Here is a 15,429-nt window from a genome sequence, read left to right as displayed (position 1 = left end):
GGTACAAATATAAAATAAAAATTGAAGATTAACGCATATTTTTCATCATTTGCATCATTTTTTTGCCACCACCGCCTTGCATCATTTTCATCATTTTGCTCATTTGGGTAAATTGCTTGAGTAGTTGATTAACTTCTTGAACAGAAGTTCCTGAGCCTTTTCCAATTCTTCGTTTTCTAGAGGCATTAATCATTTTTGGATTTTCTCTTTCTAATGGGGTCATAGAGTGAATAATAGCTTCAATATGTTTAAAAGCATCATCATCAATATCCATGTTTTTCATCATCTTCCCTGCGCCAGGAATCATTCCCATTAGGTCTTTCATATTCCCCATTTTCTTAACCTGCTGAATCTGCTTTAAGAAATCATCAAAACCAAATTTATTTTTGGCAATTTTCTTTTGAATTTTCCTAGCCTCTTCTTCGTCGTATTGTTCCTGAGCGCGTTCAACTAAGGAAACAACATCACCCATACCTAAAATACGGTCGGCCATTCTTGAGGGGTGGAAAACATCAATAGCGTCCATCTTTTCTCCTGTACCAATAAATTTGATTGGCTTATCAACTACAGACTTAATAGAAATAGCTGCACCACCGCGTGTATCACCATCAAGTTTAGTTAGAATAACTCCATCAAAATTTAAACGGTCATTAAAAGCTTTTGCTGTATTAACAGCATCTTGACCCGTCATAGAATCCACTACAAAAAGTGTTTCTTCAGGTTGTATTGCTTGATGAATATCTGAGATTTCATCCATCATTTTTTCATCTACAGCTAATCTACCAGCTGTATCTATAATAACTACATTATGTCCATTTGCTTTGGCATGGTCTATTGCTGATTCTGCAATCTTAACAGGATTTTTTTCCTCTTTATTAGAAAAAACCTCCACGCCAATTTGTTCTCCAACAACGTGTAATTGGTCTATAGCAGCAGGTCTATATACATCACAGGCAACCAAAAGTGGTTTTTTTGTTTTTTTGTTTTTTAGAAAGTTAGCCAATTTTCCAGAAAAGGTTGTTTTACCAGACCCTTGTAAACCCGCCATTAAAATTAGGCTAGGTTTGCCCGATAAATTAATGCCAGCGGTATCGCCACCCATTAATTGGGTAAGCTCGTCTTTTACAATCTTAACCATTAATTGGTTTGGCTTCAAAGACTTTAATACATCTTGTCCTAGTGCTTTTTCCTTTACTGTATTGGTAAAGTTTTTGGCAATTTTAAAGTTAACATCAGCATCAACCAAAGCTCTTCTCACTTCTTTCAAAGTTTCAGCTACATTAACTTCAGTTATTTGACCATGACCTTTAAGTACATGTAAGGCTTTATCTAACTTATCACTTAAACTATCAAACATAGTATATAAAATTTGTGGCAAAAATAATCAAATCAATACTAAAGAAAAATTAATCTTTACTTTTTATTGCTTGAGCTTGGTGTATTTTTAGAAATAAAAAAGCCTTCTGTAAAAAAGAAGGCTTCTTGAAAATTAGTTAAGTAATTAACTTACTTTGTGTAACCATCCGTGTTTATCTTCAGCTCTATTGTATTGAATGTCTTGCAACGACTTTTTCATAAAATCACTATAAGGGCTTTCTACTTCGGGTAAATCTCTATAAACTCCATCATGTTCAAAACCTATAACCTTGGCAATAGTTGCTGCGGTTCCAGTTCCAAAGATTTCTTTTAATTCCCCTTTTCTAGCGGCTTCAACAATACGTTTAACTTCTACAGGTGCAATTTCAATTTCAATTCCGTTATCTTTAGCTAATTGAATAACACTCTTTCTTGATACACCATCTAAAATCCGATCGTTGGTTGGGGCGGTAAGTAATTTATCTCCAATTCTAAAGAAAATATTCATTGTACCAGCTTCTTCAAGATAGTTGTGTGATTTTGCATCCGTCCAAATAACTTGTTGATAGCCTTTTTCTTTGGCTAAATTAGTAGGATAAAATTGTGCTCCATAGTTTCCTGCTGCTTTTGCATATCCAACTCCGCCGTCAGCAGAGCGAGAATATTCTTGAGCAAAAATTACTTTAACAGGTTGGCTATAATAAGCCTGAGCAGGACAAGTAATAATCATGAATCGGTATTGATCTGAAGGAGATGCCGCAACTCCTTCTTCTGTTGCAATGACAAAAGGCCTAATATATAAGGAATTTCCTTGCCCTGCTTTTATCCAATCGGTATCTAATTGAAGTAAAGTTTCTAAGCTTTCAAAAAAGAAATCCTTAGGAAATTCTGGTATAGCTAAACGCTTTGAAGATTTATTGATACGTTCAAAGTTTTGTTCAGGCCTAAATAAATGAACCTCACCATTATCATCTTTAAAGGCTTTCATTCCTTCAAAAACAGCTTGGCCGTAATGAAAAACTTTTGCAGAAGGGGCGTACTCCATTGGACCATAAGGAACAATTTGAGGAGTTTGCCATTCTCCATCCACATAATCACAATACATCATATGGTCAGAATAATTCTTTCCAAAGGCTAAATTATTAAAGTCAACTTGGTTAATTCTAGTCTTCTCTATTTTTTTTATGTTTAATAATGGCTTACTTACGTTCATTTGAATTAAATTTGTAGCAAATGTAGTATTTTTTAGTGAGACTATTTTTTGTCAATTCATTAATTTTCTCCTAATTTTTATCAATTTTACAAACAAATTACCATGAAAAAATTATTATTATTATCAATGCTGTCGTTTTTTTTAAGTTGTGATTCAACATCTACAAAAGACGAAAAAAATGAAAAATCAAATGAAGTTGAACAAATTGAGGCTGAAGCAAAAGAGCTTGTTGAAGATGAGCAAAATGAAGAAGACGAATTAGTTTTTACTGAAAATGATCACTTTTACATTTATGGCGAAGAGTTTGCACCCGAAGGAGTTTTAGACGCAGTGGCTTTAACTGAAAAATATGCGAATATGAAAGTAGGAGATAGTATTCCGCTTATGGTAAAAGCTAATGTAAATTCGGTTTGCAAGAAAAAAGGCTGCTGGATGAAATTAGATTTAGCAGAAGAAAAAGAAGCTATGGTGAGATTTAAAGATTATGGCTTTTTTGTGCCTAAAGATATTGATGGCAACGAAGTTCTTGTTGCAGGTCATGCTTTCATTGAAGAAACTTCAGTTGAAGACTTAAAACATTACGCTGAAGATGATGGCCAATCTGAAGAAGAAATTACTCGTATTACTGAACCAAAACAAACACTTTCTTTTCAAGCAACTGGAGTGCTTTTAGAAAAATAAGCTAATGAATATTGAAAAAATAATAACCGCAGATGGTTCAAGTTCATTGTCTTTAGTTGGTCAAAATGAACACTACCACTCAACACATGGAGCGATTCAAGAAGCTGAACATGTTTACTTAGCTAGCGGTCTCGATTATTTTTTTAATTCGCATCATTTAATTACAAAAGCAAATATCTTAGAAGTAGGTTTTGGTACAGGTCTAAACGCACTTCTAAGTTTGCTTTTTGCTACCCAAAATAAAATCCCTCTTAATTACACATCCATTGAAGCTTACCCTTTAAAATGGGAAGTTATTAAGGACTTAAATTACCCAGAATTACTTGATTTAAGTCATCAGCAATTTCAGCTACTTCACGATTTGCCTTGGAATAGATTTGAAAAAGTGAAGGCATATTTTAGCCTTCGAAAAATAGAAATAAAGCTCGAAGAAATTAATTTTATGAACGAATTTGATGTCGTTTTTTTTGACGCTTTTGGCCCAAGAACACAACCTGAACTATGGGAAAGACCAATTTTTAAAAAAATCTTTAAAGCCATGAAAACACCAAGTGTTTTTGTGACATATTCTGCAAAAGGACAGGTAAGAAGAAATTTGATAGATGTTGGTTTTAAGGTTGAAAAAATTCCAGGTCCGCCCGGAAAAAGGGAAATGCTGAGGGCAAAAAAACAACAAGTTTGATACTTTGTTGCTCTGATGTTAAACCTTATATAAACATTTTTCTCGGCTCCAAGATTACGCTAAATTTGAGTTTTAAATAATGAATTATGAAAATTCTTATCACAGGTGCAACAGGAATGATTGGTGGGGAGTTGGTGAGTAAATTTCACGAATTAGGAGTAGCTATAAATTATCTTACTACCGCTAAAGACAAAATCGAAAAGCGTGAAGAGTATCAGGGTTTTTATTGGAACCCTTCTCAACAAGAAATTGATCTAGATTGTTTCAATGAAGTTTCTGTAATCATCAATTTAGTGGGAGCTAATGTAGCTTCTAGATGGACTTCTACTTATAAACAAGAAATTATTGATAGCCGGGTGCAGAGTGCTCAAACTTTGATGAAAGGTTTACAAGCTATTGACCACCAAATTGAATACCTTATTTCGGCAAGTGCAATTGGTGTTTACCCAGATTCTTTAACTAAATTGTATGAAGAAGATGAAACTAAACTTAATGATGAGTTTATTGGTGCAGTAGTTCAGCAATGGGAAAAATCGGTAAATAAGTTCAAGGATTTAGGAATCAAAGTGGCTAAGTTGAGAATTGGATTGGTGTTATCAGACCAAGGCGGCGCCCTAGAAAAAATGAAACAACCCATAGCCTATTATGCTGGTGCTCCTCTCGGGTCTGGAAATCAATGGCAATCTTGGATTCACGTTGACGATTTATGTGAAATGTTTATTCATTGTATAAAGGAACAAGAAGAGGGAGTTTTTAATGCTGTTGCTCCAAATCCTGTAAACAATAAAGAACTTACTTTAGCTATTGCTAAAACCCTAAATAAACCAATCATTTTACCCAATGTACCCGCATTTGTGCTAAAGCTAATGTTGGGAGAGATGGCAATTATCGTGCTTTCTAGTCAGTATGTAAGTTGTAAAAAAATTGAATCAACTGGTTTTCAATTCACTTACACCTACCTTAATAACGCCTTAGACAACTTACTTCGTTAGTGTTTTATTTGTAAGTAAAACTTGTTTTTTATACATTTATTGAAATTTTTTAAAAATGCGAAAATGTATTGTATGCATTACCTTACTTTTAGCGCTTAACATTCAAGCTCAAAAAACTATGGAATACTTAGCCTTAGGCGATTCTTATACGATTGGTGAAGCTGTGCCAGAAAAATTGAATTGGCCCAATCAACTTGTTCAAAAACTTCAAAAAGATGGAGTTAAAATCAATCAGCCTTACATTGTTGCCACTACTGGCTGGCGAACTGATGAATTAATTGAAGCCATTGAAACCGATACGCAACTAAAAAATAAGTACGATTTAGTTTCTTTATTAATCGGTGTTAATAATCAATACCAAAATAAACCAATTGAAATTTATGACAAAGACCTTAGAAAACTTCTATCCATAGCTATAGATAAATCAGTTCATGGGGCAGGTGGAGTTTTTATGGTGGGTATTCCAGACTATGGAGATACTGCGTACGCCAAGAAAAAAAAATTGACCAACGTGGCAGAAAATGTTGAAAAATTTAATCAAGTAGCCTCAGCCATAGCCAAAGAATACAATATTCCATTTTACCCATTATTTACGCTATCACAGAAATTTTTTGGACAACCTCAAATGTTTGTTGATGATGAATTACATCCTAGTGGAAAACAGTATCAAAAATGGGTAGATTATTTTTATCAGCAATTAAAAAAAGATCGTATTAATAAATAACACCTTCATTTGATATTTAACTAGGTAGAAGTTAACCAAAACCATTTGATATGACAGAAGACTTTATCCATTACCTCTGGAAATTCAAAAAATTTGAAAGTAATAATGCAAAAACACAACAAGGAGAAAGCCTTGAAATACTTCATCTAGGTTGGCACAATCAAGATGAATCTGGTCCCGATTTCTTTAATGCGAAAATTAAAATTGGTAATCAGTTGTGGGCTGGAAACGTAGAAATTCACATAAAATCTTCAGATTGGTACCAACATAAACATCAAGAAGATTCGGCTTATGATAATGTGATTTTACATGTGGTCTGGGAAGATGATGTTGAAGTTTACCGAAAAGACAATTCGCTTGTTCCAAGTTTTCAGTTAAAGGAATTAGCCAACAAAGAAGCCCAAAAAACTTTTGAAAATCTACTTTACCAACCCAAGCAATTTATTAATTGTGAATTTGCTTTTTCAGATTTCGAAGATTTTCAAATTCAATCTTGGTTAGAGCGTGTATTTATAGAACGCTTAGAAGTTAAATCTAAATTGGTTTTAGATTTGCTTGCATCTTCAAAAAATAATTGGGAAGCCGTTTTTTTTGTTCTATTGACCAAAAATTTTGGGCTGAATGTAAATGGTGAGTCTTTTTTAAGCCTTGCACATTCGTTTGATTTTGGAATTCTAAGAAAACTCGCTTCCAATCAATTGGCTTTAGAAGCTCTTTTTCTTGGTCAATCTCACTTGTTAAGTAAAGCAAGCGATAAGGCTTACGTTCAAAAGCTTCAGCAGGAATATGACTTTTTGGTCAATAAGTATCAATTGAATAATAAGCAAGTTGTTGTTCCAAAATTTTTTCGCTTAAGGCCGCATAATTTTCCGAGTCTTCGTCTTGCACAATTAGCAAGTTTGTATGCTCAAAATACCGATTTTTTTAATGTTTTACTTCGTTTAGATTCAGCAACAGAAGTGAGAAATTTATTTAAAGTTGAATTAAATAGCTTTTGGAAAACCCATTATAGCCTAACCAAAGAAAGTAATGCGTCTAGTAAAAAGTTAAGCAAAAGTTTTATTGATTTAATTATTATAAATACAGTTGTGCCCGTTCAATTTAGTTTTGCTAAATTTACAGCCAATGCATATTTACAACAAAAAGCCTTAGATTTAATTGCTTCAATAAAACCCGAAGTAAACAGATACACAAAAGGATTTAAAAAAATGAAAAAAACGATACCCGAAAATGCATTGCAATCTCAAGCATTAATTCATTTAAAAAAAGAGTATTGCGACATGAATAAATGCTTAAGTTGTAATTTGGGAACAAGTTTAATAGGAAAAAGATGATACAACACGTTAGGTATTTTTTTGAACGATATGGATTTTACGTTAGTACCCGCCTTGCTGATCGTTTAGGGATGAAGGTCAAGTCTGTACGTTTGTTTTTTGTCTATGTTTCCTTTGCTACTTTTGGATTAGGTTTTGGTCTATATCTAACATTGGCTTTTTGGTTAAAATTAAAAGACATGATTTACACCAAACGGACTTCGGTTTTTGATTTATGATTTTTAGATATTTTAAATCCAGGGTTTTATTTTCGGTATTTTTACTTATACTTATAATAGTAGTAGGAACATTCGGTTATGTTCTTATTGCTGAAGTTTCTTGGTTAGATGCATTGTATATGACCATCATTACAATAAGTACTGTAGGATATACAGAAGCTGTTCCCCTGGATGGATATACTCGATTATTCACCATTTGTTTAATCGTTACCAGTCTCTTGCTTACAGCCTTTATAATAAGTTCGTTAACTGAGTATTTGCTAAATAATTATTCATTAGGTAAACTGAAAAAGAAAGCTATGAAAGTGGAAATAAAAAACTTAAATAATCATGTTATTTTGTGTGGATTTGGGAGAAATGGACAACAAGCCTATGAAAAACTAAACACTTATAATAAGGAAGTTGTGATTATTGATTCTGATGCAAATTTATCTTCCGAATTTATTGATAAAGACGTCTTGCATGTAGAAGGAGACGCCACAGAAGATGAAGTTTTGATTGATGCAGGCGTTAAAAATGCCTCTCATTTAATATGTGCCTTATCTCAGGATGCTCAAAACCTATACGTTGTTTTGAGCGCAAGGCAACTTAACGCTGACCTTAAAATTATTAGCAGAGCAACAAGTCTTTCGGCTTATAAAAAAATTAAATTAGCTGGAGCTAACAATGTTATTCTTCCAGAAAGCTTAGGTGGTGACCATTTAGCTTCCTTGGTAGTTACCCCAGATTTACTCGATTTTTTTAATAACTTGTCTATTTCAGATGGCGATACAGAAAATGTAAGAGAACTTCCTTTTTCTACACTTTGCTCAGATGGAAAACCAAAGAAAATAATTGATTTAAATATCAATAATGAAACAGGTTGTAATGTAATTGGTGCAAAACGAAAAGATGGAAGCTTTTATGTAAATCCTGAAGATGATTTTGAAATTGAGGAAGGAACTCACCTTATAATTATTGGAAATACAAAACAAATTAAACGATTGAAATCTAAATTTGACTTAAACTACTGATTTATTAACTCTAAACTTTAATAACCCGATGAAATTTTGCATATTGCAACGTTAAATTATGATTAGCAAAGAATTAAACTTTAACTTATGAATTTTAAATACCTTTTTAGCTCAATTTTTATATTTCTTTTTTCTGTATTTATGTTCGCACAAGAACTTGAAATTGAAACTAAAATCACAAATCCTTCTAAAAACATAAACGACGGTAAGATTACTGTAAAGGTGTTAAATGGGAAGCCCCCTTATAATTATAAATGGTCAAAACAAGAAACACCCCAAAGTTCAGATTGTGCTTCAGGCTTAGTAGAAGGAATTTCTTATTCGGTTACTATAACTGATGCCGAAGGAAGAACCCTTACTAATTCGGCAAAAGTTGAAGCTTCTTCTATTGCAGAACATTTTAATGGTACTTTTAAGCCTATTGTTGATGCTTTAGGAAGTGTGCTTTTCTGGGATCCATTTGCAGCTTTAGGAATTTATGACCCGATTGTTTATGCAGATATGAAGTATGTTTTTGCTCCTGGTTGGACATCGGATACGGAAAATAAATTCACTTTAGAAAAGTGGTTTTTTGAAGACGGAGCCCAAATAAAGCAAGGAGATAAAATTGCTGTAATCGATCGAGGTGCTGATGGAAAAACTAATGTAGAAGCGACCACCGATGGTAAATTAAAGCACTTAGTAAAGGAAGGAGAGTTTATTTTTAATCCTGAAAATCCTGAAGATTTAATTGAAACTAACGCTCATCTTTTTGCTCAAATAGAATATGATAACCCCGTTCCTTTAACACATCCTAATGGTGATACTAAAAAAAACGCTATTCCTTTTATTGTAATTTGGTTAATTTTTGGAGCAGCATTTTTCACCATTCGATTAGGATTTATTAATTTTAGAGGATTTAAACATTCTTTACAGCTTGCAAGTGGAAAATATGACGAGCCAGATGCTCCTGGAAGGATTACCCATTTTCAAGCTCTTGCAACAGCCGTATCAGCTACAGTTGGTTTAGGTAATATTGCCGGAGTTGCCATTGCTATCACATTGGGAGGGGCTGGAGCAACCTTTTGGATGATTGTAGCTGGTTTATTGGGGATGTCTTCTAAATTTGTAGAATGTACCTTAGGAGTGAAATATAGATTTATAAACAAGGAAGGTAGAATTTTTGGCGGCCCTATGAATTACCTAAAGTACGGTCTTGAAAAACGAAACCTCGGAAAACTAGGTAAGTTTCTTGCTGGCTTTTTTGCTATTTTAGGAATTGGTGCTTCGTTTGGAGGAGGTAATATGTTCCAAGCTAATCAATCATTTGAGATTCTTTCTAGTCAAATACCAATGCTTGCAGGAAATGGTCCTTGGTTTGGAGTGTTTATGATGGTCTTAGTTGGTGTGGTCATTATTGGCGGAATTAATAGCATAGCCCAAGTTACTGGTAAAGTTGTGCCTATTATGGCAGGGATTTATGTGCTTGGTGCCTTGATTGTTATAGGAATTAATATTGAAAATATCGGTCCAGCATTCAGTGCAATTTATGATGGTGCATTTAATGCTGATGCTTTAAAAGGAGGTTTCATAGGAGTACTTGTGGTTGGTTTTCAACGAGCTGCATTTTCAAATGAAGCCGGTGTTGGTTCGGCAGCAATTGCTCATTCAGCAGCTAAAACAAACCACCCGCCATCAGAAGGTTTTGTGGCCTTGCTAGAACCTTTTATTGATACTGTAGTTGTTTGTACATTAACCGCCCTCGTACTTATTTTTACAGGAAAACACGAAATTACAGATGCTGATGTTACCGGTGCAGAATTAACTTCAATGGCCTTTGGAAGTGTTATTTCTTGGTTTCCGTATGTGTTAGCAGCAGCGGTTTTCTTGTTTGCATTTTCAACTATGATTTCATGGTCTTATTACGGAATGCGTTCTTGGACTTACATATTTGGAAAAAGCAAACGATCTGAATTAATTTATAAAATTATATTTTTGTTCTTTATTGTATTGGGAGCTTCAGTAAGTTTGGGAGCTGTGCTAGATTTTTCAGATATGATGATACTAGCTATGTCTTTCCCTAATATAATTGGTCTATACATATTAATTGGAGAGGTGAAAAAAGACGTAAAGAAATACAATAAAAAACTCAAAAAAGGAGAGCTGTACGTGAAAGCAAAATAAATTTTATACTCATCCTATTATGAAAAAATCAAGGGCACCAAAATATTGGTTGGATTTAAATAAATCTCAGCAAAAGGGTATTTTGGTGCTTTTGTTTTTAATGATAGCCGCTATTTCATATTATGCTTTTGTGCAACTAAACCCTGAATCAAAAAGTTATAACCAAGTAAAAGTTGATGCTAAGCTTAATGCACTTCAGAAGAAAATAGATTCGCTTCATCAAATTAAAGAAGAGGAAGCTAATAAGCCTAAAATATATCCATTTAATCCTAATTTTCTAACAGATTTTAGAGGTTACCAATTAGGAATGACCACAGAAGAAATTGACCGTTTAATTGATTATAGAGCAACAAATCAATGGGTGAATTCTGCAAAAGAGTTTCAGCAGGTAACTAAAGTTTCAGATAGTTTACTAAAGAAAATAGAAATCTATTTTAAATTCCCAGATTTTGTTAAACGAAAAAATACTCAACAAAATACAAAGAAATCATCAGCTACTTTTGTTAAAAAAGACATTAACAAAGCAACTATTGATGAGTTAACGGCTGTAAAAGGAATAGGCGATGTGCTTGGAAAAAGAATTATATACCAAAGAAATCAACTTGGCGAATTTATAGATTTAATTCAGCTAAAAGATGTGTGGGGTTTGAAATACGAAGTAAGACAGGAACTTGAAAAGCGATATTTCGCAAATCCACCTGAAGGTTTTAAAAAGTTAGAGCTTAATAAAGTTTCTGTAATTGAATTAAGCGAACTTCCTTATTTTAATTATGAACTAGCCAGAGAAGTGATTAACTTCAGACAATTGAATGAGGGAATTTCTACTTTTGATGATTTAGCAAAAATACAAGACTTTCCATACCATAAAATTGATAGAATTAAATTATATTTGGTCATTAATAAGTAATTGATAATTAAATTACTTTTAAGTTGAACAATATAAAAAGCTATCATAATGAATTTATACTTTACTGAAGAGCACGAAATGTTTCGTAAGAGTCTCCGTGAATTTTTGCAAAAAGAAGTAGTTCCTCATATTGAAAAATGGGAAGAAACAGGTACTATTGATCGTTTTATTTGGGAGAAGTTTGGAGAAATGGGGTACTTTGGGCTTAATTACCCTGAGAAGTATGGTGGATTAAATCTCGATTTATTCTATACCGTGATTTTTCTTGAAGAGTTACAGCGTATAAATTCGGGTGGTTTTGCTGCGGCTATGTGGGCTCATGCTTATTTGGCAATGACTCATTTAAATGCCGAAGGAACGGAAGATATAAAAAACGAATACTTAGCTAAAAGTATAACCGGCGAAATGATAGGTTGTCTATGTATAACTGAACCATTTGGAGGTTCTGATGTGGCAGGAATGAGAACAACTGCAAAAGATCAAGGCGATCACTACCTAATCAATGGCTCAAAGACATTTATTACCAATGGTGTTTATTCAGATTATTTGGTTGTTGCAGCTAAAACCAGCCCTGAATTAGGAGCAAAAGGAATGAGTATTTTTCTTGTAGATAGAGAAACTCCTGGCATAGCTGCTACCAAGTTAAACAAATTAGGTTGGAGAGCTTCTGATACTGCCGAAATTGCTTTTGACAATGTAAAGGTGCCAAAGAAAAATCTAATGGGAGATGAAAACAAAGGCTTTGGTTATATTATGCAACATTTTGCCTTAGAGCGCTTAATTATGGGTGTGAATGCTCATGCTAGAGCAGCATATGCTTTAGAATATACTTTAGGGTACATGAAAGAAAGAACAGCATTTGGAAAAACAATAGACCAGTTTCAAGCCTTGAGACACCGATTTGCAGAACGCACTAGCGAAGTAGAAATGGCTAAACAATTTAATTATTCTATCACTAAGCGTTTAGATCAAGGTGATTATGTAGTTAAGGAAGCAAGTATGTCTAAGTTACTTTCTACAAAAATAGCAGATGAAACTATTTATGATTGTTTACAATTTTTAGGGGGTTATGGGTATGTGGAAGAATATCCATTAGCAAGAATGTCTAGGGATAGTCGTTTGGGCCCCATAGGCGGAGGCACAAGTGAAATTTTGAAAGAAATTATCGCCAAAATGGTTGTAGATCAGAAAGAGTATAAGCCAGTGACGGAGTAACTTTTTAATTCGAATTTTGATTGTTTCTTGGTTTTGGCGCAAATGCATTCAAAATTATCGCCAAAATGGTTGTAGATCAGAAAGAGTATAAGCCAGTGACGGAGTAATTCTAGACATCAGCGTTTTATGTTGAAATACGAAGACAAAACAGTTAATATTTTTTAACTTTGTTGCTTCGAAATTCGCTTTTAAAGGAATAAATTAAATCAAGAAGTTCAATGTATGCTATCTAATTTTATTGATTATTTGAGTTTAGAGAGAAAGCTTTCGCCCAAAACAGTAGAAGCTTATCAAAACGATTTACTTCAATTTCAAAACTTTATATTTAATCACTTTGAGCTAGAAGAACTTAAGTTAGCTAACTACTCAATAATAAGAAGTTGGATAGTTTATCTTAATGAAAATGAAATAAGTAATAAAAGCATCAATAGAAAAATATCAAGTCTAAATACGTTTTTTAAATATTTGCTTAAAACAAATGACATTACAGAAAACCCATTAATTAAGCATAATTCGCTTAAGACGCCGAAAAAACAACAAGTTCCATTTTCAAAAGATGAAGTTTTAGAATTGCTTTCACATTTTGCAAATCTAAAAGCCCCCACTTATGAGCAGGCAAGAAATCATCTTCTCATAGAGTTGGTTTATTCAACTGGAATAAGAAGAGCTGAGTTAATTAATTTAAAAATAATCAATATTGATTTTCATAACAATCAAATAAAAGTATTTGGAAAGCGAAGTAAAGAGCGAATTATACCTATTTTAGAAAGTCTTGTGGAGAGAATTAAAGCGCATTTAGCAATTTACAAGCATATCAAAAAGTCGAATTATTTGTTTGAAACCAAAAAAGGTAAACCGCTTTATCCAAGTTTACTTTATCGTATAATTAATGAAAATTTTGCACTTGTGAGCACAAAGTTTAAGCGAAGTCCTCACTTGTTGCGTCATTCGTTCGCAACGCATTTACTTGATAATGGAGCTTCAATTACAGCAGTTAAAGAATTATTGGGTCATGAATCTTTAGCCTCAACAGAAATCTACGCGAAAAACAGTATAGAAGCCTTAAAAAAGGCCCATAGTTTTGCTCATCCGCGTAACAAGAAAAGCGGTTAAATATATGTTAATCAATATTTTACATTTCAAATAAAAAAAAATATCAAAAATCTATAGTTTTATTTTTTTTAAATAAAATATTGTCTCTATATTTGCACACCGAAATCAGAAATACTGATGCCGATGTAGCTCAGCTGGCTAGAGCAGCTGATTTGTAATCAGCAGGTCGTGGGTTCGAGTCCCTCCATCGGCTCTTTAATTTCAAGTTCAGAAACATATTGTATTGGGGAGATACTCAAGCGGCCAACGAGGGCAGACTGTAAATCTGCTGACTAAGTCTTCGCAGGTTCGAATCCTGCTCTCCCCACTGAATTTTTGCGGGAGTAGCTCAGTTGGTAGAGCGTCAGCCTTCCAAGCTGAATGTCGCCGGTTCGAACCCGGTCTCCCGCTCTATTTTTTTGGAGCAAAATTAAAAATTTTGCCGACGTAGCTCAGGGGTAGAGCGTTTCCTTGGTAAGGAAGAGGTCACGAGTTCAAATCTCGTCGTTGGCTCAAAGAAATAAATTAAGTCGCAGGGATATTTGTACCTTGTTGGCTTTAAGTTGTTTGAAAAGTAAACACTAATATATAACTAAGATTAAATAATTAATTATGGCAAAGGAAAATTTTGATCGTTCCAAACCGCACCTTAATATAGGTACAATAGGACACGTAGATCACGGAAAAACAACACTTACAGCTGCTATTACAAAAGTTATGGCAGATGCTGGATATTCTGAAGCTAGTGCTTTTGATCAAATTGATAATGCACCTGAAGAAAAAGAAAGAGGTATTACTATCAACTCTTCTCACGTAGAGTACCAAACAGAAAAACGTCATTATGCGCACGTTGATTGTCCAGGTCACGCGGATTACGTAAAGAACATGGTAACTGGTGCTGCTCAAATGGATGGTGCTATCTTAGTTGTTGCTGCAACAGATGGACCTATGCCTCAAACTCGTGAGCACATTCTTTTAGGACGTCAGGTTGGTATTCCAAGAATTGTGACTTTCTTAAATAAAGTTGATTTAGTTGACGATGAAGAGTTGTTAGAGTTAGTTGAAATGGAAGTAAGAGATTTGTTGAGCTTCTATGAATATGATGGTGATAATGCTCCTGTAATTGCTGGTTCTGCATTAGGTGCTTTAGAAGGTGAAGAGAAGTGGTCTAAAACAGTACTTGAGTTAATGGAGGCTGTTGATGATCATATTGAATTACCAGTGCGTGATAACGAAAAAGATTTCTTGATGCCAATCGAGGATGTTTTCTCTATTACAGGTCGTGGTACAGTTGCTACTGGTCGTATTGAAACTGGTGTAGCTAATACTGGTGATCCTGTAGAAATCATTGGTATGGGGGCTGATAAATTGAAGTCAACTATTACTGGTGTTGAGATGTTCCGTAAAATTTTAGATAGAGGTGAGGCTGGAGATAACGTAGGTATCTTGTTAAGAGGTATTGAGAAATCTCAAATTACAAGAGGTATGGTAATCACTAAACCTGGCTCTGTAACTCCGCATGCTAAATTTAAGGCAGAGGTGTATATCTTGAAGAAAGATGAAGGTGGACGTCACACGCCATTCCATAATAACTACAGACCTCAGTTCTACGTAAGAACTACTGATGTTACGGGTACAATTAGCTTGCCTGATGGGGTTGAGATGGTTATGCCTGGTGATAACTTAACTATTCATGTAGAATTGCTACAACCTATTGCGCTTAATGTTGGTCTTCGTTTTGCAATCCGTGAAGGTGGACGTACAGTAGGTGCTGGACAGGTTACTGAGATTTTAGACTAATTAATTTAGTTGAATATATAATCTAGACTCAAGGCATTT

At 34.0% G+C, this 15,429-nt stretch carries 14 protein-coding genes and 4 tRNA genes; 16 read left to right on the top strand and 2 right to left on the bottom strand.

The genetic code is table 11. From position 1 onward, the window contains the following. Nucleotides 1-28: 28 nt before the first annotated feature. Together ffh and G7034_RS00455 are read right to left on the bottom strand one after the other, a co-directional pair. Complete coding sequence (gene ffh / locus G7034_RS00460) at nucleotides 29-1,357, bottom strand: signal recognition particle protein (protein ID WP_166398988.1); 1,329 nt, start codon at nucleotides 1,355-1,357, stop codon at nucleotides 29-31. Between the two features lie 144 nt (nucleotides 1,358-1,501). Next, nucleotides 1,502-2,569, bottom strand: a complete 1,068-nt coding sequence (locus G7034_RS00455) for a branched-chain amino acid aminotransferase (RefSeq protein WP_166398987.1) — start codon at nucleotides 2,567-2,569, stop codon at nucleotides 1,502-1,504. A gap of 102 nt (nucleotides 2,570-2,671) precedes the next feature. Here G7034_RS00455 and G7034_RS00450 point away from each other — a divergent pair, with 102 nt between their 5' ends. The 16 genes from G7034_RS00450 to tuf all read left to right on the top strand — a co-directional run bounded on the left by G7034_RS00450 (nucleotide 2,672) and on the right by tuf (nucleotide 15,390). After that, nucleotides 2,672-3,250, top strand: a complete 579-nt coding sequence (locus G7034_RS00450; RefSeq protein ID WP_246166692.1) for a DUF4920 domain-containing protein — start codon at nucleotides 2,672-2,674, stop codon at nucleotides 3,248-3,250. Between the two features lie 4 nt (nucleotides 3,251-3,254). Beyond that, nucleotides 3,255-3,932: a tRNA (5-methylaminomethyl-2-thiouridine)(34)-methyltransferase MnmD gene (gene mnmD, locus G7034_RS00445; RefSeq protein WP_166398986.1), complete on the top strand. Its 678-nt coding sequence runs from the start codon at nucleotides 3,255-3,257 to the stop codon at nucleotides 3,930-3,932. Nucleotides 3,933-4,018: 86 nt separating this feature from the next. Further along, a complete protein-coding gene (locus tag G7034_RS00440) occupies nucleotides 4,019-4,924 on the top strand; it encodes a TIGR01777 family oxidoreductase (RefSeq protein ID WP_166398985.1) in 906 nt (301 codons plus the stop codon). Between the two features lie 55 nt (nucleotides 4,925-4,979). Then, on the top strand, nucleotides 4,980-5,648 hold the full coding sequence (locus tag G7034_RS00435; RefSeq protein ID WP_166398984.1) for an SGNH/GDSL hydrolase family protein: 669 nt from the start codon (nucleotides 4,980-4,982) through the stop codon (nucleotides 5,646-5,648). Between the two features lie 50 nt (nucleotides 5,649-5,698). Then, the gene (locus G7034_RS00430; protein WP_166398983.1) at nucleotides 5,699-6,982 is read left to right on the top strand and encodes a DUF2851 family protein; all 1,284 of its coding nucleotides are present in this window, start codon (nucleotides 5,699-5,701) and stop codon (nucleotides 6,980-6,982) included. Beyond that, nucleotides 6,979-7,200: a PspC domain-containing protein gene (locus tag G7034_RS00425; protein WP_166398982.1), complete on the top strand. Its 222-nt coding sequence runs from the start codon at nucleotides 6,979-6,981 to the stop codon at nucleotides 7,198-7,200. Before G7034_RS00430 ends, G7034_RS00425 begins: the two co-directional genes overlap by 4 nt. Continuing rightward, nucleotides 7,197-8,213 carry a potassium channel family protein gene (locus tag G7034_RS00420; protein WP_166398981.1) on the top strand — a complete coding sequence of 339 codons (1,017 nt, stop codon included), beginning with the start codon at nucleotides 7,197-7,199 and terminating at the stop codon, nucleotides 8,211-8,213. Before G7034_RS00425 ends, G7034_RS00420 begins: the two co-directional genes overlap by 4 nt. Before the next feature lie 87 nt (nucleotides 8,214-8,300). Beyond that, nucleotides 8,301-10,376, top strand: a complete 2,076-nt coding sequence (locus G7034_RS00415) for an alanine/glycine:cation symporter family protein (protein WP_187349842.1) — start codon at nucleotides 8,301-8,303, stop codon at nucleotides 10,374-10,376. A gap of 19 nt (nucleotides 10,377-10,395) precedes the next feature. Beyond that, on the top strand, nucleotides 10,396-11,283 hold the full coding sequence (locus G7034_RS00410) for a ComEA family DNA-binding protein (RefSeq protein ID WP_166398980.1): 888 nt from the start codon (nucleotides 10,396-10,398) through the stop codon (nucleotides 11,281-11,283). A 45-nt stretch (nucleotides 11,284-11,328) separates the two neighbouring features. After that, nucleotides 11,329-12,498: an acyl-CoA dehydrogenase family protein gene (locus G7034_RS00405; RefSeq protein WP_166399124.1), complete on the top strand. Its 1,170-nt coding sequence runs from the start codon at nucleotides 11,329-11,331 to the stop codon at nucleotides 12,496-12,498. 222 nt (nucleotides 12,499-12,720) lie between these two features. Next, a complete protein-coding gene (locus tag G7034_RS00400) occupies nucleotides 12,721-13,611 on the top strand; it encodes a tyrosine-type recombinase/integrase (RefSeq protein WP_166398979.1) in 891 nt (296 codons plus the stop codon). 119 nt (nucleotides 13,612-13,730) lie between these two features. Then, nucleotides 13,731-13,804: transfer RNA gene (locus G7034_RS00395), tRNA-Thr, on the top strand. A gap of 32 nt (nucleotides 13,805-13,836) precedes the next feature. Continuing rightward, a tRNA-Tyr gene (locus G7034_RS00390) sits at nucleotides 13,837-13,918 on the top strand. A gap of 10 nt (nucleotides 13,919-13,928) precedes the next feature. Further along, nucleotides 13,929-14,001: transfer RNA gene (locus tag G7034_RS00385), tRNA-Gly, on the top strand. 30 nt (nucleotides 14,002-14,031) lie between these two features. Next, a tRNA-Thr gene (locus G7034_RS00380) sits at nucleotides 14,032-14,103 on the top strand. 99 nt (nucleotides 14,104-14,202) lie between these two features. Next, a complete protein-coding gene (gene tuf / locus G7034_RS00375) occupies nucleotides 14,203-15,390 on the top strand; it encodes an elongation factor Tu (RefSeq protein WP_166398978.1) in 1,188 nt (395 codons plus the stop codon). Nucleotides 15,391-15,429 lie beyond the last annotated feature (39 nt).

Source organism: Psychroflexus maritimus (assembly GCF_011089875.1).
Lineage (GTDB): Bacteria > Bacteroidota > Bacteroidia > Flavobacteriales > Flavobacteriaceae > Psychroflexus > Psychroflexus maritimus.
The sequence above is the reverse complement of the archived record's forward strand: the minus strand, read 5'-3'. Positions and strand labels throughout refer to the sequence as shown.

Coding starts and splice junctions, on each gene's coding strand:
- ffh (WP_166398988.1), bottom strand. CDS start 1,357: ATGTTTGATAGTTTAAGTGATAAGTTAGATAAAGCCTTACATGTACTT.
- G7034_RS00455 (WP_166398987.1), bottom strand. CDS start 2,569: ATGAACGTAAGTAAGCCATTATTAAACATAAAAAAAATAGAGAAGACT.
- G7034_RS00450 (WP_246166692.1), top strand. CDS start 2,672: ATGAAAAAATTATTATTATTATCAATGCTGTCGTTTTTTTTAAGTTGT.
- mnmD (WP_166398986.1), top strand. CDS start 3,255: ATGAATATTGAAAAAATAATAACCGCAGATGGTTCAAGTTCATTGTCT.
- G7034_RS00440 (WP_166398985.1), top strand. CDS start 4,019: ATGAAAATTCTTATCACAGGTGCAACAGGAATGATTGGTGGGGAGTTG.
- G7034_RS00435 (WP_166398984.1), top strand. CDS start 4,980: ATGCGAAAATGTATTGTATGCATTACCTTACTTTTAGCGCTTAACATT.
- G7034_RS00430 (WP_166398983.1), top strand. CDS start 5,699: ATGACAGAAGACTTTATCCATTACCTCTGGAAATTCAAAAAATTTGAA.
- G7034_RS00425 (WP_166398982.1), top strand. CDS start 6,979: ATGATACAACACGTTAGGTATTTTTTTGAACGATATGGATTTTACGTT.
- G7034_RS00420 (WP_166398981.1), top strand. CDS start 7,197: ATGATTTTTAGATATTTTAAATCCAGGGTTTTATTTTCGGTATTTTTA.
- G7034_RS00415 (WP_187349842.1), top strand. CDS start 8,301: ATGAATTTTAAATACCTTTTTAGCTCAATTTTTATATTTCTTTTTTCT.
- G7034_RS00410 (WP_166398980.1), top strand. CDS start 10,396: ATGAAAAAATCAAGGGCACCAAAATATTGGTTGGATTTAAATAAATCT.
- G7034_RS00400 (WP_166398979.1), top strand. CDS start 12,721: ATGCTATCTAATTTTATTGATTATTTGAGTTTAGAGAGAAAGCTTTCG.
- tuf (WP_166398978.1), top strand. CDS start 14,203: ATGGCAAAGGAAAATTTTGATCGTTCCAAACCGCACCTTAATATAGGT.